General features: G+C 62.6%; 23 protein-coding genes and 1 pseudogene. 12 read left to right on the plus strand and 12 right to left on the minus strand.

Translation table 11 applies throughout. From position 1 onward, the window contains the following. Positions 1-156: 156 nt before the first annotated feature. The 12 genes from GNP00_RS22050 to GNP00_RS23925 are packed head-to-tail and all read right to left on the minus strand — an operon-like array spanning position 157 to position 10,429. On the minus strand, positions 157-1,710 hold the full coding sequence (locus GNP00_RS22050) for a long-chain-fatty-acid--CoA ligase (protein WP_011578910.1): 1,554 nt from the start codon (positions 1,708-1,710) through the stop codon (positions 157-159). Next, positions 1,703-2,533: an amidohydrolase family protein gene (locus tag GNP00_RS22055; RefSeq protein WP_011578911.1), complete on the minus strand. Its 831-nt coding sequence runs from the start codon at positions 2,531-2,533 to the stop codon at positions 1,703-1,705. The genes GNP00_RS22050 and GNP00_RS22055 overlap by 8 nt, the downstream gene beginning before the upstream one ends. Then, positions 2,530-3,303, minus strand: coding sequence for an enoyl-CoA hydratase/isomerase family protein (locus GNP00_RS22060; protein WP_011578912.1), 774 nt, complete (start codon positions 3,301-3,303; stop codon positions 2,530-2,532). Before GNP00_RS22060 ends, GNP00_RS22055 begins: the two co-directional genes overlap by 4 nt. Before the next feature lie 8 nt (positions 3,304-3,311). Continuing rightward, on the minus strand, positions 3,312-4,457 hold the full coding sequence (locus tag GNP00_RS22065; protein WP_011578913.1) for an acyl-CoA dehydrogenase family protein: 1,146 nt from the start codon (positions 4,455-4,457) through the stop codon (positions 3,312-3,314). A 4-nt stretch (positions 4,458-4,461) separates the two neighbouring features. After that, entirely contained in the window at positions 4,462-4,986 is a 525-nt protein-coding gene (locus GNP00_RS22070) for a MarR family winged helix-turn-helix transcriptional regulator (RefSeq protein WP_011578914.1), read from the minus strand. Between the two features lie 2 nt (positions 4,987-4,988). Continuing rightward, positions 4,989-5,741 carry a citryl-CoA lyase gene (locus GNP00_RS22075; protein ID WP_011578915.1) on the minus strand — a complete coding sequence of 251 codons (753 nt, stop codon included), beginning with the start codon at positions 5,739-5,741 and terminating at the stop codon, positions 4,989-4,991. Between the two features lie 6 nt (positions 5,742-5,747). After that, entirely contained in the window at positions 5,748-6,467 is a 720-nt protein-coding gene (locus GNP00_RS22080) for an ABC transporter ATP-binding protein (protein ID WP_011578916.1), read from the minus strand. Next, a complete protein-coding gene (locus GNP00_RS22085; protein WP_207621493.1) occupies positions 6,467-7,195 on the minus strand; it encodes an ABC transporter ATP-binding protein in 729 nt (242 codons plus the stop codon). Before GNP00_RS22085 ends, GNP00_RS22080 begins: the two co-directional genes overlap by 1 nt. 20 nt (positions 7,196-7,215) lie before the next feature. Then, a complete protein-coding gene (locus tag GNP00_RS22090; RefSeq protein WP_011578918.1) occupies positions 7,216-8,091 on the minus strand; it encodes a branched-chain amino acid ABC transporter permease in 876 nt (291 codons plus the stop codon). Between the two features lie 9 nt (positions 8,092-8,100). Further along, positions 8,101-8,988: an ABC transporter permease subunit gene (locus tag GNP00_RS22095; RefSeq protein WP_011578919.1), complete on the minus strand. Its 888-nt coding sequence runs from the start codon at positions 8,986-8,988 to the stop codon at positions 8,101-8,103. A gap of 8 nt (positions 8,989-8,996) precedes the next feature. Further along, positions 8,997-10,112 (minus strand): ABC transporter substrate-binding protein, encoded by a 1,116-nt coding sequence (locus tag GNP00_RS22100; protein WP_011578920.1) that lies wholly within the window; start codon positions 10,110-10,112, stop codon positions 8,997-8,999. A 47-nt stretch (positions 10,113-10,159) separates the two neighbouring features. Beyond that, a complete protein-coding gene (locus GNP00_RS23925; protein WP_157038259.1) occupies positions 10,160-10,429 on the minus strand; it encodes a hydantoinase B/oxoprolinase family protein in 270 nt (89 codons plus the stop codon). Between the two features lie 715 nt (positions 10,430-11,144). Here GNP00_RS23925 and GNP00_RS22110 point away from each other — a divergent pair. The 12 genes and pseudogenes from GNP00_RS22110 to GNP00_RS22165 all read left to right on the plus strand — a co-directional run. Beyond that, a complete protein-coding gene (locus GNP00_RS22110) occupies positions 11,145-13,133 on the plus strand; it encodes an ABC transporter substrate-binding protein (RefSeq protein WP_166016307.1) in 1,989 nt (662 codons plus the stop codon). 88 nt (positions 13,134-13,221) lie between these two features. Then, the gene (locus GNP00_RS22115) at positions 13,222-14,253 is read left to right on the plus strand and encodes a Gfo/Idh/MocA family protein (protein WP_011578922.1); all 1,032 of its coding nucleotides are present in this window, start codon (positions 13,222-13,224) and stop codon (positions 14,251-14,253) included. Between the two features lie 19 nt (positions 14,254-14,272). After that, a complete protein-coding gene (locus GNP00_RS22120; protein WP_011578923.1) occupies positions 14,273-14,668 on the plus strand; it encodes a VOC family protein in 396 nt (131 codons plus the stop codon). 27 nt (positions 14,669-14,695) lie between these two features. Then, positions 14,696-15,688: an ABC transporter permease gene (locus GNP00_RS22125; protein ID WP_011578924.1), complete on the plus strand. Its 993-nt coding sequence runs from the start codon at positions 14,696-14,698 to the stop codon at positions 15,686-15,688. Further along, complete coding sequence (locus GNP00_RS22130; protein WP_011578925.1) at positions 15,685-16,815, plus strand: ABC transporter permease; 1,131 nt, start codon at positions 15,685-15,687, stop codon at positions 16,813-16,815. The genes GNP00_RS22125 and GNP00_RS22130 overlap by 4 nt, the downstream gene beginning before the upstream one ends. Then, positions 16,808-17,884 (plus strand): ABC transporter ATP-binding protein, encoded by a 1,077-nt coding sequence (locus GNP00_RS22135; protein ID WP_011578926.1) that lies wholly within the window; start codon positions 16,808-16,810, stop codon positions 17,882-17,884. The genes GNP00_RS22130 and GNP00_RS22135 overlap by 8 nt, the downstream gene beginning before the upstream one ends. Then, positions 17,877-18,926 carry an ABC transporter ATP-binding protein gene (locus GNP00_RS22140; RefSeq protein WP_011578927.1) on the plus strand — a complete coding sequence of 350 codons (1,050 nt, stop codon included), beginning with the start codon at positions 17,877-17,879 and terminating at the stop codon, positions 18,924-18,926. Before GNP00_RS22135 ends, GNP00_RS22140 begins: the two co-directional genes overlap by 8 nt. Next, on the plus strand, positions 18,926-19,963 hold the full coding sequence (locus GNP00_RS22145; RefSeq protein WP_011578928.1) for a Gfo/Idh/MocA family protein: 1,038 nt from the start codon (positions 18,926-18,928) through the stop codon (positions 19,961-19,963). Before GNP00_RS22140 ends, GNP00_RS22145 begins: the two co-directional genes overlap by 1 nt. A 13-nt stretch (positions 19,964-19,976) precedes the next feature. After that, a complete protein-coding gene (locus GNP00_RS22150) occupies positions 19,977-20,996 on the plus strand; it encodes a Gfo/Idh/MocA family protein (RefSeq protein WP_011578929.1) in 1,020 nt (339 codons plus the stop codon). 29 nt (positions 20,997-21,025) lie between these two features. Further along, entirely contained in the window at positions 21,026-22,054 is a 1,029-nt protein-coding gene (locus GNP00_RS22155) for a Gfo/Idh/MocA family protein (RefSeq protein ID WP_011578930.1), read from the plus strand. Positions 22,055-22,062: 8 nt separating this feature from the next. After that, positions 22,063-23,823 (plus strand): IlvD/Edd family dehydratase, encoded by a 1,761-nt coding sequence (locus tag GNP00_RS22160; RefSeq protein WP_166016309.1) that lies wholly within the window; start codon positions 22,063-22,065, stop codon positions 23,821-23,823. 36 nt (positions 23,824-23,859) lie between these two features. Then, positions 23,860-24,421 (plus strand): annotated as a pseudogene (locus tag GNP00_RS22165) (fumarylacetoacetate hydrolase family protein); the annotation flags it as partial.

The raw sequence follows: 24,421 nt of genomic DNA on the forward strand, positions 1-24,421 counted from the left end.
ATTGACACGTCCTTCATCGCGTGAGGGGCCGGACACATCGCGTGCACACGACCAGTGCGGCATCACAAATTCCCGCGGATGTCGACAACGTCCACGCCACGCGCTCGGGGCACTTATTCCCCCTGACGCACGACTGGAGACGACGAGAGCTACTTACTATCCAAACTGCTTGCGAAGCGCGATCTTGTTGGTCTTGCCGGTGTTGAGCTTCGGAATCTCACTTAGGAAGACGTAGCGTTTCGGCTTCTTATAGCTTGCAATAAGCTCTCGGCAGTGTGATTCCAGCGTCGCCTCATCAAGAATCGCGCCGTGCTTTGGAACGATGGCTGCGACCACAATCTCTCCCCATTCCGGATCAGGGGTCCCGAAAACTGCCACTTCCGCCACGAGCTCGTGTGCATTCAGCGCGTCCTCGACCTCGCGGCAATAGATGTTCTCGCCGCCGGAAATGATCATGTCCTTCTTTCGGTCGACAAGATAGAGAAAGCCCTCTTCATCGAAATAGCCGATATCGCCGGTGTAGTACCATCCTTCACGGATCGCATCGGCCGTCGCCGCCGAGTTGTTCCAGTAACCGGACATGCGGGTGGCCGTGCGTGTGACGACCTCGCCGGGCTCGCCAACCGGCACTTCGTTGCCATCGGAATCCACGACGCGAATTTGCATCGTATGCGGTGCCTGGCCCACGGAGGAAAGCCATCGCCGCTCGCGTTCCATTCCTGCCGGCCTGTGCTGCCGTTTCGACAGGGTGGTGCCCGCTCCCTCGGTCATGCCGTAGAGCTGTACGAACACATTTCCGAAAAGTTCCAATCCTTTCTTCAGCGTCGGCAGAGGCATCGGCGCTGCGGAATAATAGATCGTGCGGAGGCTGGAAAGGTCGGCTGTTTCGACCAGCGGATGTTGCAGCATCCGCTGCACCAGGGTCGGCGCCATGTGGGTCAGCGTGATGCGCTCCCGGGCGATCGTCTCGATGACCTCGGCTTCATCGAATTTCTGGTGCAGGACGAGCTTCGCCGCACGAAGCTGCGCACCGAGTTGCACCCAGCGCGCACCGACATGAAAGAGCGGCATCATCACCTGAACGATATCGTCGGCCAGAAGGCCGACCTCCGTCGTCATCATCTCCGCCATGTGAATCTCGGCGAAGTGCGACCGCATCACTCCCTTGGGACGTCCGGTCGTGCCACTAGTATAGATGATATGAATCAGATCCTGCGGCACCACCTGCCAGGGGTTCTCTTCGTCCGAGGCCCCCTCGATCAGCGTGTCGAACTCGGTCGCCCACGCCGGCGCCTTGCCTATGCAGATAAAGTGGCGCACGCTCGTCAAGCGTGCCCGGATCGTCTCCACCATCGGCACATAGGCTTCATCGAAGACGAAGACGCTGGGCGTGCAGTCCAGCAATATCTGCTCTACCTCGGGAGCGGCAAGCCGGTAGTTCACGGTAGCTGCGACGAAGCCGGAGAGTTCGCAGGCGGAGTAAGCCGTGATCTGGTCGTAGCTGTTCATCGCCATGATGGCGATGCGCCCCTGGTGCTTCACACCAAGTTCGCGCAGGCCGGCGGCCAGGCGCCTGGCACGGTGGTAATGATCCGCAAAGGTGACATTCCTCTCGCCGATGACGTAAGCGATGTCTTCGGCGTGCCGTTTTGCGTTGTGGCGGATCACATCGCCCAGAACCAGGAACGAGGCAGGCGAAAGATCAAGCATCGGCCAGACCCAGCAGCTTCCGCGCGTTTCCACCGAGGATCTTTCTGAGCGCATCCGGCGGGAGATCGGAGTTGAGGAACTCCGATACCGGAAAGGGTGTGTTGAACAATTGCGGTTGCGAATAGAAATTTGTGCCCAGTAATGTCCGGTCGGCACCTGCTACGGAGATGAAATTTTCGATCAGGTGGCCGACTGAGACCATCACGCCGGTGTCAAACATGATATTGGGATGGCGCGAGGCAATATAGGGCATCCACTGTGAATGATCGGGCGAGGAGAATGCGTCGAGCGCGACGAAGGTCGCATCGGGATTTCGATCGGCAAGTTTCTCCAGCCGCCATGGGCTTTCCAGCTTGGAATCGGCGATGATGTGAACGAAGGCCGGCTTGCCGTGATCGGTTAGCCGGCTGACGAACTCATCCATCATGGGATGATCGATGATTACGCCCATGAACCGGTGGTGCCACATCATTGCGCTCATACCAAGCCGATCCAGACACCGATCGATTTCCTTCAGGGCAGCAACGCCCTCCAGGGGATTGACGGTGCCATAACAGGCGGCGATGCGGTCTGGCCGCACCTGCTGGTAGCGGCGGATATAATCGTTTACGCGTCGGGTGTCCTCGATTCCACCCGCCGTAGGATAACCGTTTCCGGCCATGACCGAGGCCTGATGGATACCGAATTTGTCCATGAAGGCGATGCGCTGCTCCACGTCGGCATGCAGGGCATCGCCGTCGAGAAACCAGTTGGAGGAGCCAAGAAGGCCGCCCAGCGGACCCACATGCTGATGGAGATCGTAGATATCGTATTCCGCAATCATTCTTTGCTCCAGAAATCTTCGTAATCAGGCTTCCGCTTTTGTACGAAGGCAGAGGTGCCTTCCCGCCACTCCGCGCCGTTCATCAAGCCGAGAATTCCATCGATGCTGTCCCAATCGGCGGTCCGAAGGGCCGACTTCACACCGCCGATGGCGGCGGGCGGCGCTCCCTTGACGATGGCGGCGGCCAGGGCGACTGCGCGTTCGAGCAGTTCCTCCTCCGGCGCGATGGCGGTCACGAAACCGAAGCGTTCCGCTTCTTCCGCGCTCCATGCGCGGCGGCTGAGGATCAGTTCCGCCGTCCGGCGACGGCCGATGATCGCAGGGAGCCGAGCAAGCGCGGTATTGGGGAGGACTCCGAGACCGATTTCAGGCAGGCGAAACGTAGTCTGTGGCGCCGCCAGCACCAGGTCGCAGACCGTTGCCAGTTCGACACCGCCGCCAAGCACCAGACCGCGCACGGCCGCCACCACCGGGCGCGGATCGGCGTCGATCAGCTTGAAGAGATCGACGGGCGTGGGCGTTTCCCCATGTGAACGCGGCTCACTCTCAAGCCATCCGGTGTCGAGCATGTCGCGTATGTCGGCGCCGGCACAGAAATCCGTACCGTGATTGGCCAGGACCAGCGCTCGCGCCGGATCAGGCCCCTTGCAGCTCTCGCTGATTGCAGCCATCGCATCCGTTACAAGCACGGTCGAGAGTGCGTTCTTGCGTTTTTCGTCGTTCAGATAGACGATGGCTACATGACCCCGACGTTCGATATCGACAAGCATCGGCTTTCTCACTCGCTCAGAAAGGCCCGGGCGATCTGGATGCGCTGCATCTCCGACGTGCCCTCACCGATACGAAACGCGCGGGCGTCCCGATACATGCGCTCGACCGGCCAATCGCACATATAACCGGCTCCCCCGAAGATCTGCAGCACGCGGTCCGCAACCCGCCCAACCATCTCGCTGGCGTAAAGCTTGGAACGCGAACCCGCGACACGGAACGAAGGATCGCCCTCGTCGGCAAGCGTGGCGGCGCGATAGGTCAGAAGCCTCGACGCTTCCACTTCGCAGTCGCTGTCGGCAAGCATGAACTGGATCGCCTGATGGTCTGCGAGCCGGCTCCCGAAGGCCTGCCGCTCCCGCACATAATTACGGGCCAGCCGCAGGAGTTCGTCAGCCATTCCGACATAGCGGGCGGAATACTCGATCCGAGTCGTATTGATCGTTGCCATCATCGCCGCGAAGCCGCCGCCGACCTCGCCGAGGACATGGCTCTCCGGGAGCTCGCAATCTTCCAGCGAGAATGCACCGAGTTGATAGCCGCGCCAGCCCATCTTGCGGAAATTGCCGGAATATTTGAATCCGGGATTCGAACGTGGCACGATAAACAAGGTGAAACGTGAGCGAAGCGGAGCTGCTAGATCGGTCACCGCCAGAACGATGATGAAATCGGCATAGTCAGCGCCGGAGATGAACTGTTTGGCGCCACGCAGTACCCATCCTGCCCCGGTTCTGGAAGCGCGCGTCTTGAGACCTCCGAGATCCGAGCCTGCGTCCGGCTCGGTCAGTGCGTAGGCGACCGTCAGTTCCCCGGAGACGACCGGGTCGACGAACCAGTCGCGCTGGTGATCGGCGGCAAGCGACATCGACGCGGGCAGGAAGCCGATAGCGTCGGCGAGCGGCATGGAGGTCTTGCCGATCTCCTCGCCGATCACGACCTGACCGAGCATACTGAGACCGGCGCCGCCGACGCTCTCAGGAAGGTTATGCGCATAAAGACCGAGGGCAACGGCTTCGCGGCGCAGACGCAGGAAATCCTCATCGGAAAAATGATCCTCCGCCTCCACCCGGGCCTCGAGCGGCCGCAGATAGTCGTTCACATAGCCGCGCACCGTCTGCCGCAGCATGTCTAGCTCTTCCGGAAACTGGAAATTCATCTGATTATCCCTGCTTGTCACGCCTGCCATTCGGAGCGTGCTCGAAATAGCCGCGCATCATGTCGAGTGTTTTCACAAGATCCTGAGCCCGTGCCTTGCCCAGTTGCCTGATAATGTCGGCCTCCATCTCCTGCGCGAGAGTGACGAGCTTCTTGCGCAGGATGTTGCCCTTCTTGGTAAATTTGAGCGAAATCAGCCTCTGATCGGCTGCGTTGGTGGTACGAGTCAGGATGCCTGCCGCTTCCAGCCTTTGCAGCGCGACGCTGACCCGCGACTTTGCAAGCGTCGTCATGCGGCAGATCTCGCGCGATGAGATTTTGGAGTAACGGGCGAGCACATGGATGACGCGGCTTTCCGGGATCGTGATGCCCAGCTCCCGTCTATAGCGCTCATCATACATCTGGGTTACCTGGGCTGTAACATACAGGAGGCGATAGGGGAGGTAGTCATCCAGGATGATGTAATCGACGCCCTTGACCCCCTCCGATACCAGAGCTTCATCCTCGTCTGATGTGTTCGTTGCCGCCATCGTTACTTCTCGTACGGGATGTTATTTTCTACATAAGACCATATCTCACGCGCCAAATGCGTCTCGCGCTCCTCCTGAATGTGAGCGATCAGGCCGCCCGAACGCGACACCACTGCCAGGCCGCGCATGACATCCGCAGGCAGACCGATCTCCAGAAGCAAAGCCGCGATCGCCCCTGTCGCATTCAGGGTGATTGGTTTGCCCGCCGCCCGATCCATTGCTGCGGAGAGCTTACGCAGGAGATCGACATAGCGACCGCTGACCCCCAGTTCGTCGGCAAAGACAAGGAGCTTCGTCGCGCGCGGATCGGTGGGCTTGTGGAGCGGATGACCGAAGCCGGGCACCGGCTTGCGCTGCTGCCTGTATTCGGCGACGAGCGCATTGCAGTAATCCTCGGGAGTCTGGCCGGACCGTTCGCCAGAAACGAGCAGCTTTGCGCAGGCCTCTGAGGTGCCGGCAAAGATGTTGCCAAGGGACAGAAGGCCGGCGGACATACCGACCTGCATCTCGTCCGGTACGCTGTCGATCATCAGCCGGGCGATCAGGGATGATGGCGTCCAGCCATGTTCCATCAGGGTCACCAGGCAGGCATCGAGGATCCGCCGATGGTCGTCCGGTGGCAGGCTGCCCTTCATGAGCAGGTAGAGCACGTCGGTGAAACTGCGCTCTCCGATCAGATCGGCAGCGAGATCGAAGCCACGGATCGTGACGCTGTCCTTGTCGGCATGTGCGATTCTGGTGGTTATCTGCGGCATGGCGGGTCAGTAAAGTTCCATGAGCTTGCTGCGGTCGGCGATAGCGTCGGGTTCCCCGGAATAGAGAACCGTCCCCGCCTTCAGAACGAGAGCGAGATCCGCAACCCGCAGGGCGGATTGCACGTTCTGCTCCACGAGGATGATCGAGAAGTTGAGGCTCTTCTGGGCTTCCTTTATCGTGCCGAGCAGATCCTGGAAGAGTTTCGGGGCAAGGCCGATCGAGGGTTCGTCGAGCAGCAGGCTTTTCGGATTGGCTGCAAGCGTACGCGCCAGCGACAGCATCTGCTGCTGCCCTCCCGAGAGCAGGCCGGCCTTTCGCCGGAAGAACTCCTTCAGGATCGGCAGGGGCTCGACGACACGCTCAATTCGCGCTTTGCGTTCGGCATCGCCAAGCTTGAGCGCGGCCAGACCAAGCTTGAGATTGTCTTCCACCGTAATGTTCGGAAATACGCCCTTACCCTCGGGCATGTAGGAGATGCCGTGGCGCATCCGCTCGACAGGCGCCATGCCCGCAAGGGCAAGACCCTGATACGTCACGGTTCCCTCGCGAGCCGGCAGCAGGCCGTAAAGGAGCTTCAGCAAGGTCGATTTGCCGGCCCCGTTATGCCCGATCAGCGCCAGGGTCTGGCCCTGCCCGAGCGTAAAGCTGACATTACTCAGTACGGTCCGGTCAGCATAGCCGGTGCTGACATTGGAAACCTCCCACTCAGGTAGGGCTGCGGACATCAAACGGCCTCCCCGAAATAGATGGCGGTCAGCTTCGCATCATTGAGAATCCGCTCCGGCTCACCCTGGTCGAGCACAGTGCCGCGATCCAGGAAAGCGATCTCGTCGGAGATTCCCCGCACGATGTCGAGATTGTGCTCGATGAGGCAGATGGCGACGCCTGCCTCCACCCGCTCACGCAGGATGCCGAAGAACCTGTCATACGAACTCAGGTCCAGACCGGATGCCGGCTCGTCGAGCAGCCATACGTCCGCCTCCATGGCCAGGATGCGCGCAAGCGACAGGAATTTCTGCTCGCCATAGGAGATATCGACGGCAAGCTCATTCCGCAGGCCAGCCAGTCCCACGCGGCTGAGGATTTCCTCCGCCTTCTCGAGGCGTAGCCGCTTCTCCGACCCGCCCGACAGAAAAGACCAGGGGCTGCGCTCCATCACGGTCAGTACGTTCTCCAGCACGGTCATGTGGGAGAACAGCCGCAACGCCTGAAAGGAGCGGGCGACGCCCCGAAGCGCGATCGCACGCGGGGACATGGTCAGAAGCTCGACGCCCTTGTGCAGGACAGATCCTTCGTCAGGACGGATGTGGCCTGTCATGATGTTGAACATGGTGGTCTTGCCGGCACCGTTCGGGCCGACCAGGCCGGTCACCTTCCCATATGGCAAGGACAGGTTGACGTGATTGGCAGCGGATATGCCGCCGAAATGCTTGCTGACGTCGATCAGCTGCATGGCGATTCCCGACCGCGGGTTCATCCCTTCGACCTCGCCTTGCCCATCAGCCCGGCAGGCCGGTAGATCATCAGGAGCACCATCGCCAGGCCGTAGAGTATCTGTTGCAGATAGCCGATGTTCTGCGGTGGCAGGGGGAGCCAGCTCAGCGCCGCCGGCAGGCACTGGATAAGTGCGGCACCGATGATCGGCCCCGTAATCGTGCCCGCTCCGCCAATGATCACCATGGCCATCACCAGCACGGACAGGTTGAGGGTGAAGCTTTCCGGGTTCACGAAGGCGATGTTGAAAGCGTAGAGTACGCCCGCCACGGCGCACAGCGCCGAGGAGATCGCCACGGCGATGGATTTGATGACCGCGACGTTCTTGCCGGCGGCGGCGGCTGCCGTCTCGTCGTCGCGTATTGCCCTCAAATCACGACCGAAGGCTGTACGCAGCAGACATATCACCGCCAATGCCACAAGGGCGACAAGGGCGATGGTCACCCCCATGAACGCCAGTGGTGAGGCAAGCGAATATCCGAAAAGCTCCGCGACGGGGATGCCGATAAGTCCGCTAAGGCCGCCGGTGACGGAATGCCACTGCTCGAACACGGTGAACGCAATAACCTGGAGGCCCAGCGAAGCAGCTACGAAATACTCGCCGCGCACCCGAAGCGCAGGAAGCGAGATCAACAACGATGCCGCCGCGCAGGTCACCATGGCCAGGGGAACCGCAAGCGTCAGTTCGGCCGTGTAGTGAAGCGCGAGCAGCGCCGCGACATAGGCGCCGACGCCGTAGAAGGCTGCGTGGGCCATTGAGAAGATACCGGCATAGCCAATCAGCAGATTGAGGCTGATTGCCAGGATCATGCTGATACCAGTCACAGTCACCAGATTTGCGAAATAGTTGACCATGCCGGCCTCCTACACCCTCACCTTCTGGCCGAGCAGACCAGACGGACGCAAAAGAATGAAGGCGAGCAGGATCAGGAACGTGACGGCATCGCTCCACCCCGCCGGCAGGCGCCAGAAGGACAAGCTTTCCGCCACGCCGAGCAGAAGACCGCCAAGCCCGGCTCCCCGCAGGCTGCCAATGCCTCCGATAATCGTCGCCGCCAGACTGATGAGCATCACGCGGTGACCCGCCGATGGCGTCAGACCTGCGGTAATCGTCTGGAAGACCGCTGCCGGCACCACCAGCAGCGATCCCAGCACCAGCGCGATGAGGAACAGGCTTTTCGCCGAAAGACCGTAGACGGTGACCAGATCGGGATTGTCGGCGAGCCCGCGCAGGGCGAGCCCCACCGACGTACGATCGAAGAAGTAGTTGAGGGCGAGAAAGATCAGTGGCGCCGTGCCGACTATGATCATGCCTAGCTGCGAAATGTATAGGCCCATGATTGGCTGGGCGCGTGACAGTGGCGAAGTCACCGATAGAAAGCCACTGCCGAACATCATGGCCAGTAGGTTTTCCACCACCACACCGACGCCGAACGATGCGACGAAGACCGTGAAGAAGGAGCCGGCATCGCGCTGGACGGGACGATACACCAGAAGTTGCACTAGGGCCCCGAAGCCGGCCGACAGCACGATGGCCGCCAGCACGGAGAGATACCACGGTAACCCGAACACACTCGTGCACGCGTAGAAGCCGTAACCGGCAATTAGATAGGTCGCGCCATGAGAGTAGTGGAAAATGCGCGTCATGCCGAAGACGATCGCAAATCCTACGGCCATCAGCGCATAGACGGCACCGGACTGGATGCCATCGAGTAGCAATTGCAGCAGCAGCATCGGAGATCCGTAGCGCACGCGCTGTCCTATTGGACGACGCGCACCGCCCTGTTTTCAATAAGGTTGATCTGACTGGGCACTGTCACCGTTCCATCATCATGGAACTCAAGCTCGCCTCCGACTACCCGGAATGACCTGATTTCGGCGAGCTTGTCACGAATGGCCTTGCCAGTGACCTCAAGGCCATCGCTTTCCAGCTCATCAATGACCTTCGCCACGATCATCGTAGCGTTGTAATAGTTGGCGTCATAGGGGGTAGGCTCCTTGCCGAACTGCTCTCGATAACCATCGACGAAACGCCGCGTCAACGCGTCGTCAGCGCCCCAGTCGGTCTTCTGGCTGACATAGATCGTGCCTTCGCCAGCGGGGTCTGCAATGAAATTCGGATCACCTATGGTAGAGATTCCGACAAATGGCACCTCCACGCCTGCATCGCGCAGTTGCTTGGCCAGCGAGATGAGTTGCTGCCCGAAATAGGCCAGGAATACGGCGTCGGCGCCTGTCTGCCGCACCCTGGCGGCGATGCTGGCGAACTGCGAGGTCGAACTGGAGATCGCGAACGAGCCGGCCAGTTCCATGCCATTCTTCGGTGCGTCCTCGCCGAGCGTTTCCACGACGGCCTGACCAAGCGGGTCGTCGACATAGACGAGCGCGATCTTCCTGGCCCCCATCTCCTCAGCCAGATAGGGGAGAAGGGTTTTGACTTCATCATTCGCGAGCGGAATGACATTGTAGAAATAGGGCGACAGTCCGGCCAGATCGGGAGAGGAGGCTCCTCCGTTGATCACCAGCACTTCGTCGCGTTCTCCAAGCGGAGCAATCGCCTTGGAGACGGCGGAAAATCCGGTTAGCACAACAGGAACCTGCGCCACCCGCACCAGCTTGTTCATAGCGACGACTGCAGTCTGGGCCTGTGCCTGGCTGTCCTCGAACGTGACCGTGAGCGGTTTGTCGAGGAACTTGTCGGCATTAATGTGCTCGACCGCCAATGAGGTGGCACTGCGGTACATCTCTCCGAAGGCAGCCGTGTGGCCGCTCAGTGGAAACAAGGCGCCGATATCGTAAGCGTCTTGCGCCATCGCCTGGCCACCCACAGCCAGAGACATCGCGGCAGCGCTCAATGTTCTAATTACAAGATTCATCTCTTACCTCCCAGGGCCCGCACGGGCAACACATGCGTTTTGTTTCGTTATGAACGAAATGTCAAGAAGGCGGATCTGGAAAGCTCTGCTGTTGTTGTTTCAGGGAAGATCGCACAGAAGGGCAGATTCGCGATGAACCGCAGGAACAGACGGCCCCAACGACGTCTGGCAATCTGTGGGAAATCGCAAATGCTTCCCTTGCGCGTGCGCAGCTCGATGCATCGCGCACTACCGTCGTTCAGTCCCTCGTCGGCCCCGCAAAAATAGATGAATGCTACAACAACGGCCGCTCTCGTATTGGCGTATGAACTGTTAATGAACGCTTCGGCATGCCCGGATGGAAGTTAAAGTGACATCGCCGGCCAGGACACTGTAACCACCAGCTGAAAGAACACCGATGTCCCCCCTGATGGGCGCGAGGCGCAACCCACATCCGAACCTATCCATCGGCGAAGCAGGGGGCAGGCGTACCTCGCCTGTCGCTTCGCATCATAATGGATCATCTCGATGCCGGAAAGGATGGTTACTGCGCTAGTCATCGACTTGATGCGCCGATGATCCTGCTCAAGGCGCGAAGAGGGGGTATGATTTAGGCACTTCCCAAGCAGCTATGCTGCACAGGAAATGGGGGTGGGGCTCCCTCGGAGCCGGCTTCAAAGCGCCTCAAGCTGCTGTGAGCGTTGAGGAAAAGGCCGGACTTGATCCGGTCAGGTGAAGGCCAAGGAGACGAGCGCAAGCGAACCGCTGATAACGTGTCGAAAAGTGCATAGATGGCGCCAAAACCGCGCGCGTCTCGTTAGCCCGGGACAAGTCTGGGGGAGACCTGCTGACCGCCCAGATGGCGTCCGGCATGGAGTGCGCCCCAAGGGCGGCGCGGCAGCGGAAATCGTCGCTGGGCGAGAAGAGAGTTGACAGCTAGTATCATACTACCATACCAATTGGCGGGTCAGGGAGGAGAACATGACACGCTTATTGAATATGACGCGGCGCGGGTTTCTTCGCACTACGACCGGGGCAATCCCGGCTGCCGCCATGGGGCAGCTTCTGTCCGTAACCAGCGCCTTCGCGCAGGAGGAGCGACCGGGTCCGTCGCTGATTGGAAAGCTGGAAGGCCCCAAAGTGGTGCGCGACGAGTCGCGCTTCCCGACGAGTTTTCAGGAGGCACCGCAACTTGCCGAACAAGTATCCAGCGGTGCGCTTCCCGCCGTGGCCGAGCGGATCGGCGAGGACCCGTTGGTCATTGAGCCGCTGAACGAGATCGGCACCTTTGGCGGCATCCTGCGCCGCGGCTTCACGGGTCCGTCCGACGAATGGAACGGCGTTCGCATTGGTGGCCACGATACCGTGCTGGCGATGGACTATGCCAACAATGAGGTGGTGCCGAACGTCGCGCGAGACTGGGAATGGTCCGACGATCAGCGCGTTCTGACGCTATATCTGCGCCGCGGCATGAAGTGGAGCGACGGCGAACCGCTGACCGCGGACGACTTCATGTTCTGGTACGAAGACATGTACCAGAACGAGGATTTGACGCCGTCGCCGCATGCGCATATGGCGATCAACGGCAAGCCGATCACGATGGAGAAGGTGGATGACTTCACCATTCGTTATGTCTGCCCCGATCCCTATCCGCTGCTACTGAAACTCTTGGCAGGTGCTGGTGTCATGGGGTATGGGCCGGCGCAGTACGGCCGGCGGGCGCAGGGCGGCTTCGCGCCGAAGCATTATCTGACGCAGTTCCATCCAGCCTATGTCGATCAGGCGGAACTGGACAAGATGGTCGAGGAGGCCGGCTTCGATAACTGGAAGGGATTGTTCCTGAACAGGATCGATTGGGCAATCAACCTGGACGTCCCGGCGGTCACCGCGTGGATCCCGGAGACGCTGGCCAACACGCCCACCTGGCGACTGAAGCGCAACCCCTACAGCATTTACGTCGATACCGAGGGCAACCAGCTGCCCTATATCGACGAGGTCGTGATGTCGCTGGCCGAGAACCTTGAGGTTCTGAACCTGCGCGCCGTGGCGGGGGAATACGACTACCAATCGCGCCACATTGACATGGGCAAGCTGCCGGTGCTGCTGGAGAACGCCGATCAGGCGGGTTATGACGTCAAGCTCGACCCCGGCTCCTATGGTGGGGACTTCATTATCCGACCCAACCTGACCTTCCCCGAAGACAAGGATCCCGAGATCGCCAAGTGGCTGAAAAGCGTCGAGTTCCGCCGCGCTTTATCCCTGGGCATCGAGCGCGACCAGCTGAACGAGACCTTCTGGCTGGGCGTCGGCGTGCCAGGCTCGCCGATCCCGGAACCGGAGAACGCCTATTATCCGGGTGACGAGTACAAGACCCGCTGGCACGAATACGACCCCGCCCAGGCGAACCAAATCCTCGACGAGCTCGGCCTGACCGAGCGTGACAGCGAAGGTTTTCGGATGCGCACCGACGGCAAGGGGCGGCTGCGGCTGGAACTGATGACCATGACCGGCATGTTCCTTCCCTTCACCCAGATTGCCGAGGTAATTGTCAACCAATGGCGCGACATCGGCATCGACGTCCGGGTGGACGAGGTCGAGCGCGGGTTGGGCTTCAACCGGGTTTCGGGCAACGAGCAGCAGCTTTGGGCGTGGTCAAACGATACGACCGAGGCGCTGTTCCTTGCGATTCACGCGCTGCCGGTCTCGACCTCGCCGGCTTCGCAGAACCCGCTCTTCGGTCTGTGGTATGACAGCAATGGCGAAAAGGGCATCGAGCCGCCGGAGAGGATGCAGGAAGCGATGGCAAAATACCGCAAGGGCGCCGGCGTGACCGACGAGGAGCGGGCCAAGCTGGGCAAGGAGATCTGGTCCTATCTGGTGGACGATGTCGTCGCCATCGGCGTTGTCGGGCAGTCGCCCGCGCTGATGGGAGTCCGCGTGTCGAACAAAAAACTGGGCAACTCGCCGGCGAGGCAGTTCAACTCAACCCTGGTTCGGACCCCCGGCGGGTCAATCCCGGAGACCTTCTTCTGGAAAAGCTGATCCGGGCGCGGACGAGTATCTATCACACACGCTTCGGACCGGGGCGGTATCGCAACGTGACGGCAGATAAAGGAATAGGTGGGACTGAATGACAAGCAAAACGGCGCCGGTACGGTTTGGAATTATCGGTCTGGGGTTCGGCGCGGGCCGCATCCCAATGATCGAATCCTGCGCGGAGACGGAGCTCGTCGCCGTCAGCGCCCGGTCCGAGGAAAAGGCCCGCGAGGTGGGTGAGAAGCACGGCGTCGACTGGCACACCGATTACAATGACCTGCTGGCGCGCGACGACATCGACGTGGTGGGCCTCTACACCCCTTCGGGCGCGCACCTGGACATCGCGCTGGCCGCGGCAAAGGCGGGCAAGCACATGGTCGCTACCAAGCCGCTTGAGATCAATCTCAAGCGCGTGGACGAGATCATCGCCGCCTATGACGCGGCGGGGCTGAAGCTCGCCACCGAATACGTGGTGCGCTACCTGCCGGGCAATTACGCGCTGCACCAGGCGGTGACTTCAGGCAAGCTGGGCAAGATGATCCTTGGCGAATTCAGCGAGAAGCTCTACCGCCCGCAATGGTACTACGAACTTGACGGCGGCTGGCGGTCGAAGTGGGAAGTCTCGGGCGGCGGCACCGTAGTCAACCAGACGATCCACACCCTGGACCAGATGCAGTGGATGTTCGGCAAGGTTGAAAGCGTGACCGCCTTCATGGGTACCTACATGGCCAACATCGAAAGCGAGGATACCGCGACGGCGATGGTGAAATTCACCAGCGGCGCCATTGGCATAGTTGTCGGCACCACGACCTTCCGCAACGAGAAGCCGCCGACACGCTATGGCGGCGGCACCATGCGCCGGATCGAGGTGAACGGTGATCTGGGTAGCGCACGGATCGAGGACGAGACGATCACGATGATGGCGATAGAGGGTGACCCCGAGTTGCCGCGCGAGGTGCAGCCGCCGGCAGCGAACGTTTTCGAGGACATGGCCCGCTGGGTGCGCGACGACGCCTACGACTCCCCGACGCTGGTTAAGCCAGCCGAGTCCCGCGCGTCAATGGAGCTGGTGCTGGCGATCTATGAATCCGCGCGGTCCGGCAAGACCGTCGTGCTGAACAGCTAGCCGGGAAGGAGCATCGCCAGTGCTGATGAATTTCGAGCATGTGGGCCTGACTTGCAGCGATATGAACAAGACCATCGAGTTCTATTGCGGGCTGCTAGGGCTGAAGGAGGTCCTGCGCAAGCCGACCCATACCGGCGGCGAGGTTGCGTTCCTGGATGCCGGCGGCGGCATGCTCGAAATCGTTCGGCCTAAGGGCGCGGTGCAGAGCCCGGCGCGCGAGATGCCGCGGAGCGAGGCGGGGATCCGCCACTTTACGCTGACCGTCGACGACCTGGACGCCACCTACGAACGGCTCGTCGCCGCCGGGGTCACCTTCACCGAGCCGCCGCGCGACGCCTACAATCCCGAGATACTGAAGCGGGTCGCCTTCTGCCTCGATCCCGACGGGATTTCGGTCGAACTGACCCAACGCTGAGAGGTGCGCCGGGAGGGCTGAACTGGAATGGTATCTTATCTGGTCCGACGATTGTTCATGGCTATCGTCACGATGGTAGCCATCTCGGTCCTGTCCTTCGCGATCATCCAGCTGCCGCCGGGGGACTACATCACGACTTACATCGCCCAGCTTGCCGCGGATGGCACGTCGCTGTCCGATGCCGAGGTGCTTGCGCTGCGCGAGCAATACGGCTTGGATCAGTCCTTCCTGGTCCAATATCTGCGCTGGATCGCCAGCGTGCTGCACGGCGATTTCGGCATGTCGATGGAATGGCGCCGTCCGGTTTCCGAGCTGATCGGCGAGCGGCTGTGGCTGACCATGGCGGTCGCGGTCGCGGCGATCCTGCTGACATGGGCTCTGGCGCTGCCGATCGGCATCTATTCGGCTGTTCGCCGCTATTCGGTCGCCGATTACGCCTTCACGATCGTCGGCTTCATCGGACTGGCGGTGCCGAACTTCCTGCTGGCGCTTGCGTTGATGTACTTCGGCTACAAGTTCTTCGGCATCAATATCGGCGGCTTGTTCTCGCCGGCCTATGTTGACGCGCCGTGGTCGCTCGCCCGGGTCTGGGACCTGATCAAGCACCTGCCACTTCCGGCAATCGTTCTGGGAACGGCGGGGACTGCCGAGATGATCCGCGTCATGCGCGCCAATCTGCTGGACGAATTGCACCGGCCCTACGTAAAGACCGCGCGCGCCCGCGGGCTGGACGAGCGCAGAGTGATCCTGAAATACCCCGTGCGGGTGGCACTGAACCCCTTCGTCAGCATCCTGGCCTACCTGTTCCCCTATATCGTCTCGGGCAGCATCATCGTCTCGCTGGTGCTGGGCCTGCCGACCGTCGGGCCCCTGCTTCTGCGGGCGCTGCTGGCGCAGGACATGTTCCTGGCAGGTGCCATCGTGCTGCTGCTGGGCATCATGACCGTCATCGGCACGTTCCTGTCCGACATGCTGCTGCTGTGGATCGACCCGAGAATCCGTCTGGAGGGACGTTCATGACCGCCACCTATATCGAAACGGTCGGGGACGGCAGCGCGACTGAGTCCAAGGTCCTCGTCGCCTCGCAATGGCAGCTCATGTGGTGGCGGTTCCGCAAGCACAAGCTCGCGATGGCGGGCACCTTTGTGGTGGCGTTCTTCTACCTCGTCGTGATCTTTGCCGATTTTCTGGCCTATTCCGACCCAAACGCGTCCGAGGCCTATCAGGCGCTGCTGCCGCCGCAGCCGATCCACTTCTTCGACGATGGCGTGTTTGCGCCGCACGTGCTCGGGATGACCGGCAAACGCGATCCGCAAACGTTCAAAAGGGTCTACGCGCCCGATCCGGAAAAGAAGGTTCCGCTGCGGCTGTTCGCCGAGGGATATTCCTACAAGTTCCTCGGCCTGATCCCAACCAATCGGCACCTGATCGGGCCGGTAGGAGCACTCGCCGAGGACACGATCTTCCTGTTCGGGACCGACATGCAGGGCAGGGACATCTGGTCGCGGCTGATGATCGGCACCCGCACCTCGCTGACCATCGGCCTGGCTGGGGTGACGCTGAGCTTGCTACTGGGCATCCTGCTGGGGGGCATCTCGGGCTTCTACGGCGGCTGGATCGACAACCTGATCCAGCGCAGCATCGAAGTTCTGAAATCCATCCCCACGATCCCGCTCTGGATGGGGCTAGCAGCGGCGATGCCGCGCGACTGGACCGTCGTGCAGGTCTATCTTGCGATCACCGTCATTATCTCGCTGCTCGGCTGGACCGAGCTGGCACGGGTTGTCCGCGGTCGCTTCCTGGCGTTGCGCGAGGAGGATTTCGTGATGGCGGCCGAACTGGCCGGCTGCAGCCGCGCGCGCATCATCGCCCGCCACATGCTGCCCGCCTTCATGAGCCACATCATCGCCGCGGTCACGCTGGCCTTCCCGGCGATGATAATCAGCGAGACGTCGCTGAGCTTCCTCGGCCTCGGCATGCGGCCGCCAGCGGTCAGCTGGGGCGTGCTGCTGCAGCAGGCGCAGAATGTGCAGGCAATCGCGATCTCGCCCTGGCTGCTGATCCCGGCGATCCCGGTCATCGTGATCATCCTGGCCTTCAACTTCATGGGCGACGGGATGAGGGACGCGGCGGACCCCTATGGTTGAAGAGCTAACGGTGAAACATTTTGAAATTACGGAAACGGCCCGTGGCCCGAAGCAGATGAATGGCGCACCAGTTCTGTCGGTGCGTGACCTGCGGACCCATTTCTTCCAGGATGAAGGGGTGACGAAGGCCGTCGACGGCGTCAGCTTCGACGTTTGCCCCGGACAGACCGTGGGGATCGTCGGCGAAAGCGGCTGCGGCAAGAGCGTCACCTCGCTTTCGATCCTGCGCATCGTTGATCCGCCGGGGCGGATCGTTAGCGGGAAGATCCTGCTGCGCCGCGAGGGGGGCGGCGGCGTCACCGACATCGCCGCGCTGCCAGCGAATAGCCGGGCACTGCGAGACATCCGCGGTGGCGAGATCGGCCTGGTGTTTCAGGAGCCGATGTCCTCGCTCAGCCCGGTGCACACGATCGGCAGCCAGCTGATGGAGGCGATCCGCTTGCATACCCATCTGCACGAGTCGGCGGTTCGCGAGCGCGCAATAGACATGCTGCGCCAAGTGGGTATTCCGCAGCCCGAGCAGCGCATCGACAGCTATGCCGCCCAGCTCAGCGGCGGCCTACGGCAGCGGGCGATGATCGCGATCGCGCTTGCTGGCCAGCCGCGGCTGCTGATCGCCGACGAGCCGACCACCGCACTCGACGTGACGACGCAGGCGCAGATCCTCGAGCTGCTGCGCTCGATCCAGGAGGAGACCGGCATGGCAGTCGCATTGATCACCCACGATATCGGGGTGATCGCCGAGATGTGCGACTACGTCATCATCATGTACCTGGGCCGCGTGGTCGAGCAGGGCCCGGTCGACCAGATCTTCTTCAGTCCGAAGCACCCCTATACGGAGGCGCTGCTGCGTTCGGTACCCAACGTGCATTCCGAGCCGAAGACGCGGCTGCCGGCGCTGGCCGGTTCGGTGCCGCACCCGCTGCACCGGCCCGAGGGCTGCCCGTTTCATCCCAGATGCGCGCGCTTCATGCCGGGCACCTGCGAGCGGTCCCAGCCGAGGCTGACCGAGGTCGGGCCGGATCAGAGGGCTAGTTGTTTCCTCTATCCCGGGGCCGATCATGGTTGATACGATATCCGACCCGTCCGACGACGCGCTGCTCGATGTCGAGGGGCTGCGGAAATACTTTCCAATCCATGCTGGACTGAGCCGCCGCGTGGTGGCCAATGTGCGCGCGGTCGAGGATGTCAGCTTCGCCATCCCGCGCGGCAAGACGCTGTCGCTGGTGGGCGAAAGCGGCTGTGGAAAGTCGACGACCTCGCGCGCGGTGATGCGCGCGCTTGACGTGACCGGCGGCTCGATCCGGTTCCGCCGCCAGAGCGGTGAAGTGGTCGACATCGCCGGGCTCTCCCGCGCCCAGATGAAGCCGCTGCGAAGCGAGATACAGATGGTTTTCCAGGATCCGTTCTCGTCGCTCAATCCGCGGATGACCGTAGCCGACATCATCGGCGAGCCGCTGCTGGTCAACGGTATCGATAAGCGTCAAGACCGGGTCGACCGGGTGGCTGAGCTGATGCGCCGCGTAGGGCTGCCAGCGCAGTTCATGCAGCGCTTCCCGCACGCCTTCTCGGGCGGCCAGCGGCAGCGGATCGGCATCGCCCGGGCGCTGGCGCTCAATCCCAGCCTGATGGTGCTAGACGAGCCGGTCTCGGCCCTCGACGTCTCGGTTCAGGCGCAGGTGCTAAATCTGCTTCTAGACCTGCAGGACGAGCTGGCGCTGACCTATCTCTTCGTGGCGCACGACCTGAGCGTGGTGAAGCATATCAGCGATCAGGTCGCGGTGATGTATCTGGGTAGCATCGTCGAGCTGGCTGACACTTGCGCTCTCTTCGACAGGCCGCTGCATCCCTACACCGAGGCGCTGCTTTCGGCGGTGCCGATACCCAACCCGCGCAAGCGCAGCGCGCGGGTGCTGTTGAGGGGCGAGGTCGGCAGTCCGATCAAGCCGCCGCCCGGCTGCCCGTTTCACCCGCGCTGCGCCTACGCGCAGGACCGCTGCCGCACCGAGGTGCCGCGGCTGGAGCGGACGGCAGAGGGGCGACAGGTGCGCTGCCACCGCGCTCATGAGCTGGACCTTTCGGGTGTGGGCAGTATGGAAAGGCCGGTGTAATGCAGGATGCCACAAAACTCGGTCTGGGCGTGGTCGGGCTCGGCATGGTCGCGGCGACACATGCGCGGGCGTTGCAGGATCTTTGCGACTTGATCGCCGTGCGGGGGGTCTTCGCCCGCGATCCGCGGCGGCGGGCGGACTTCGCCGGGGTGTTCGGCTTTCCGGCGGCGGAAAGCGTTGAGGAACTCATCCGCCGGGACGACGTAGATGCCATCCTGGTGCTGACCCCGCCCAATGCGCGGATGGAGATCGTCGAGGCTGCTTTTAACGCCGGCAAGCACGTTCTGTTGGAGAAGCCGATCGAACGCGACAGCGCCGCCGCCGGCCGAATCGTCGAGATGTGCTGCGCCGCCGGCGTCACCCTGGGCGTCACTTTTCAGCACCGTTTCCGCGAGGCATCGCAAGCGCTGAAGGGGCTGATCGACGGCGGCAGCCTTGGCGCGGTCTGCGCGGTGCGGGTATCGGTTCCCTGGTGGCGCGACCAGTCTTATTACGACGTGCCGGGCCGCGGCACCTATGCGCGCGACGGCGGCGGGGTGCTGATCAGCCAAGCGATCCACACGCTGGATCTGATGATCTGGCTGCTGGGCCTTCCCGAGGCGGTGACGGCGATGGCGGCGACTACCGGCCTGCACCGGATGGAAGCCGAGGATTTTGTCGCTGGGGCGTTGCGTTGGCCCGGCGGCGCCGTCGGCTCCCTGACCGCCACCACGGCAGCCTTTCCGGGCAGGAACGAGTACATCGTCGTCGATTTCGAACGCGCGTCGGCTTGCTTGGAGGGCGGCGAGCTGGTCGTCCGGCACCACGACAGCCGCACCGAGATAATCGGGACGGCGGGCGGCTCGGGCGGCGGCGTCGATCCGATGGCATTCACCCATGAATGGCATCGCTCAGCCATCGAGGACTTCGCCCGCGCCATCGCCGGGGGCAGGGCCCCCGTTGTCTCGGGCGAAAGCGCACTACAGGTCCACCGGCTGATCGACGCGCTTCTCGCCTCGGCTAGCGAGGGCCGGCAAGTCCTACTGAACCCACATTGATACGGGAAAAGACATGGCGGAACACAGCTTCACCTTCGCGATTATCGGCATCGACCACCGGCATATCTACGAGATGACCGGCGGCATGATCGCCGCCGGGGGGCGCTGCAAGGGCTGGTGGAGCGAGGGCGACCCCGAGCCGCTGGCGGGGTTCCAGAAGCGCTTCCCCGAGCTGGAGCGGGTAACCCACCGGCAGAGCCTAATCGAGGACCCGGAGGTCGACCTGATCCTGACCGCCGCGCGATTTGACCAGCGTGCCGTCATTGCCATTGAGGCAATGCGGAACGGCAAGGACGTGATGACCGATAAGCCGGGCTGCACTACCGCGGACGACCTGGCCACGCTGCGCCGAACGGCGGCCGAAACCGGCCGCATCTGGTCAGTCAACTTCTCCGAGCGCTTCCAGGTCGCCGCCGCGCAACAGGCGCTGGACTTAGTTCAGCAGGGCGCAATTGGCCGGGTGCTGCAGACCGTCGGGCTGGGGCCGCACCGGATGAACGCGCCGCTACGGCCGGACTGGTTCTTCGACAAGGCGGTATATGGTGGCATCCTTTGTGACATCGCCTCGCACCAGATCGATCAGTTCTTGGTCTTCACCGGCTCGACCGATGCCGAGATCGTCGCGGCCACCGCCGGCAACATGGCCAATCCCGACTACCCGCAGTTCGAGGATTTCGGCGAGGTGCTGCTGCGCAGCGACCGCGGCCACGGCTATATCCGGGTCGACTGGTTCACTCCGGACGGGCTGCCGACCTGGGGCGACGGGCGGCTGACTATCTTGGGTACCGAGGGTTACATCGAGCTGCGCAAATACGTTGACATCGCAGGCCGTCCCGGCAAGGACCACCTCTTCCTCGTCAACGGATCGAGCTGCGAGCATATCGACTGCTCCGGCGTGAAACTGCGCTATTTCGACCGTCTCGCGGCGGACCTGCGCGACCGGACCGAGACCGCTATGCCGCAGGAGCACGCCTTCAAAGTGACCGAACTGGCGCTCGAGGCGCAGAAGATTGCCCGTCCGGCCGCCGGTTGACGGCCATTCCTGATAACGAAAGAACAGACATGACAGACGCAGTGAAATTTGCCGTGCTCGGCATCGACCATCGTCATGCCCTGATGCTCACTCAGGGGTTGCTGACCGCCGGCGCGCAGATCGCGGGCTGGTGGACCGCCGGACACCCGAACACGCTTGACGATTTCCGCGCGTTGCTGCCGGATGTGCGGCGCGCCGACGACCGCCGCACGCTGCTGGACGATCCGTCGATAGACGTTGTTGTGATCGCTGCTGAGGTTGCGGACCGCGCCGATCTGGCCATCGAGGCGATGCAGAGCGGAAAGGACGTCATGTCCGACAAGCCTGGCTGCAATACTCTGGAGCAGCTCGAGCGCATTCGCCGCACCGTAGCTGAGACCGGGCGCATCTGGTCGGTCTTCTTTTCCGAACGGTTCCGCATTCCGTCGGTGGCCAAGGCGCGCGCGCTGATAGAAGAAGGCGCAATCGGACGGGTAGTGCACTACAACGCGCTGGGGCCGCAGCGGCTTTACCTCAACCCGCGACCCGAATGGTTTTTCGATCCCGCGCGCACCGGCGGGATTCTCGTCGATCTGATGCCGCACCAGTTCGACAATTTCATCTATCTCACCGGCGCGGGCGAAGTAACGGTGGACAGCGCAACCGTCGGGAACGTCAACGTGCCCGACCACCCAGGGTTCGAGGATTTCGGCGAGGCCCTCTTCGGCGCTCCCGGGTTGCGCGGCTATGCGCGGGTCGACTGGTGCACCCCGGGGGCGCTGCCGCTCAATCCGGGCGACGGGCGAATTACCATCATGGGCACGACCGGCCAGATCGAGCTACGCAAGTTCGTCGATGTCGCCGGCCGGCCGGGCACTAACCACCTGTTCCTGGTCAACAGCGACCGCTGCGAGCATATTGACTGCGCCGAGTTTCCGACGGAAGACTATTACGCGCTGTTCTGCGAGGACGTGCGCAACCGGACGGAAACGGCCGTCGGGCAAGAGCATATCTTCACCGTCATGGAACTTTCCATTCGATCGCAAAAAGCAGCCCGCCGCTTGGCGGCATCGGCATAGGAGCCGGCATGACGAAGGAGACCCGGCGGCTGAGATCGCAAGACTGGTTCGACAATCCCGATCACCTGGACATGACGGCGCTCTATCTGGAGCGCTTCATGAATTTCGGCCTGACCCCCGAAGAGCTGCTCGCCGGTCGCCCGATCGTCGGCATTGCCCAGAGCGGCAGCGATCTGGCTCCCTGCAACCGCGTCCATCTAGAGTTGGCCCGGCGGGCGGCCGCCGGCATCCGTGATGCCGGCGGGATTCCAATCGAATTTCCGATGCATCCTCTCTTCGAGAACTGCCGCCGGCCCACCGCGGCGCTGGATCGGAACCTGGCGTATCTCGGGCTGGTCGAGATCCTGAACGGCTATCCGTTTGACGGCGTGGTGCTGACCACAGGTTGCGACAAGACAACGCCTGCTGCGCTGATGGCGGCGGTCACGGTCGACCTGCCGGCCATTGTGCTGTCGGGCGGGCCGATGCTCGACGGCTGGCATGAGGGCGAGCTGGCCGGCTCAGGCACGGTGATCTGGAAGGCACGCCGCCGCTATGCCGCCGGCCAGATCGATCGCAAGGAATTCATGGAGATGGCGGTCAATTCCGCGCCCTCCGTCGGTCATTGCAATACGATGGGCACCGCCTCGACCATGAACGCGATGGCAGAGGCGCTGGGGATGTCCCTGACCGGCTGCGCCGCTATCCCGGCCGCCTATCGCGAGCGCGGGCAGATGGCTTATCGAACTGGCCGCCGCGCAGTGGAACTGGTGCTGGAAGACGTGAAACCCTCACACATCCTGACTCGCCCGGCCTTCCTGAACGCGATCACGGTCAATTCGGCGCTTGGCGGATCGACCAACGTACAGCCACATCTCACCGCGATCGCTAAACATGCGGGTTGCGAGCTGACGGCGCTGGACTGGGCCGCGGCGTATGATGTGCCGCTGCTGGTCGACATGCAGCCGGCCGGCCGTTTCCTGGGCGAACGGTTCCATCGCGCCGGCGGCGTCCCCGCTGTGATGGCGGAGTTGCTGGCCCATGATCGGTTGGACGGCACGGTCGCGACAGTAAACGGCGCGACACTGTCCGAGGTGCTGGACGGGCGGACGGTGACAGACCGCGAGGTGATCCGCGCCTATGACGCACCGATTCTGGCACGGGGCGGGTTCCTCGTGCTCTCGGGCAACCTGTTCGACTTCGCGATCATGAAGACAAGCGTGATCACCGCCGATTTCGCCGAGCGCTTCATGCGGGGCGGCGTGTTCGAGGGGCGCATCGCTGTCTTCGAAAGCTCCGAAGACTACCACGCCCGAATTAACGATCCGGCGCTCGGCATCGACGAAACGACCATCCTGGTGATCCGCGGCGCCGGGCCGGTGGGCTGGCCCGGCTCGGCCGAGGTAGTGAACATGCAACCCCCCGACGCGCTGCTGAAACGTGGCATTAAAAGCCTGCCGACCATTGGCGACGGGCGGCAATCCGGCACCTCGGACAGCCCGTCTATCCTGCATGTATCGCCCGAAAGCGCGGTCGGCGGCGGGCTGGCGCTGCTGCAGACCGGCGACCGGCTGCGGATCGACGTCGAGAACGGCCGCTGTGACGTGCTGCTCTCTGACGACGAACTCGCGCAGAGGCGCCGGACCCTTGCCTTGACGACGCCGAAATCGCAGACACCATGGGAAGAGCTCTATCGCCGCACCGTCACGCAGCTTTCGGAGGGCGCGGTCATAGAGGGGGCTACTGCGTATCGCGGCACGGCGAAGACGCCGCCGCGCCATAACCACTGATCGGCCGCCGGCCGGAGCGACAAAGGGGCGAACGAGATGCATATCATTCCCAGAGAGGGGCTTTTCGTCGGCAGGGTCTGGCGGCCTGACCTGGCCGGACCGTCGGTCGTGACGATCCGCGGCGGCGATGTGGTGGACATTACCTCGTCCAGCGCGCCGACTGTCCGCGACATCTGCGAGATGGACGATCCCGCCGCATACCTGCGCAGCGCGCCGGGCGAGGCGATCGGCGATCTGGAAACGCTCGAGGCTGCAGCTGTCACGCCCGGCAGCATGCATTTCCTTGCGCCTTGCGACCTGCAGGTGATCAAGGCCTGCGGTGTAACCTTCGCCCGCTCGATGGTCGAGCGCGTGATCGAGGAACAGGCGGCCGGTGACCCGAGTCGGGCCGCGGCGATCCGCGCCCGGGTCGGCGGCATCATCGGCGACAGCCTGCGCAACATCCGCCCGGGCTCCCCCGAAGCTGCGGAGGTCAAGCGCGCCCTGCAGTCGGAGAACCTGTGGAGCCAGTACCTCGAGGTCGGAATCGGCCCGGATGCCGAGGTTTTCTCCAAGGCACAGGTGCTGTCATCCGTGGGGCCGGGGGCCGACATCGGCC

The organism is Chelativorans multitrophicus (genome assembly GCF_011317445.1).
Classification (GTDB): domain Bacteria; phylum Pseudomonadota; class Alphaproteobacteria; order Rhizobiales; family Rhizobiaceae; genus Chelativorans; species Chelativorans multitrophicus.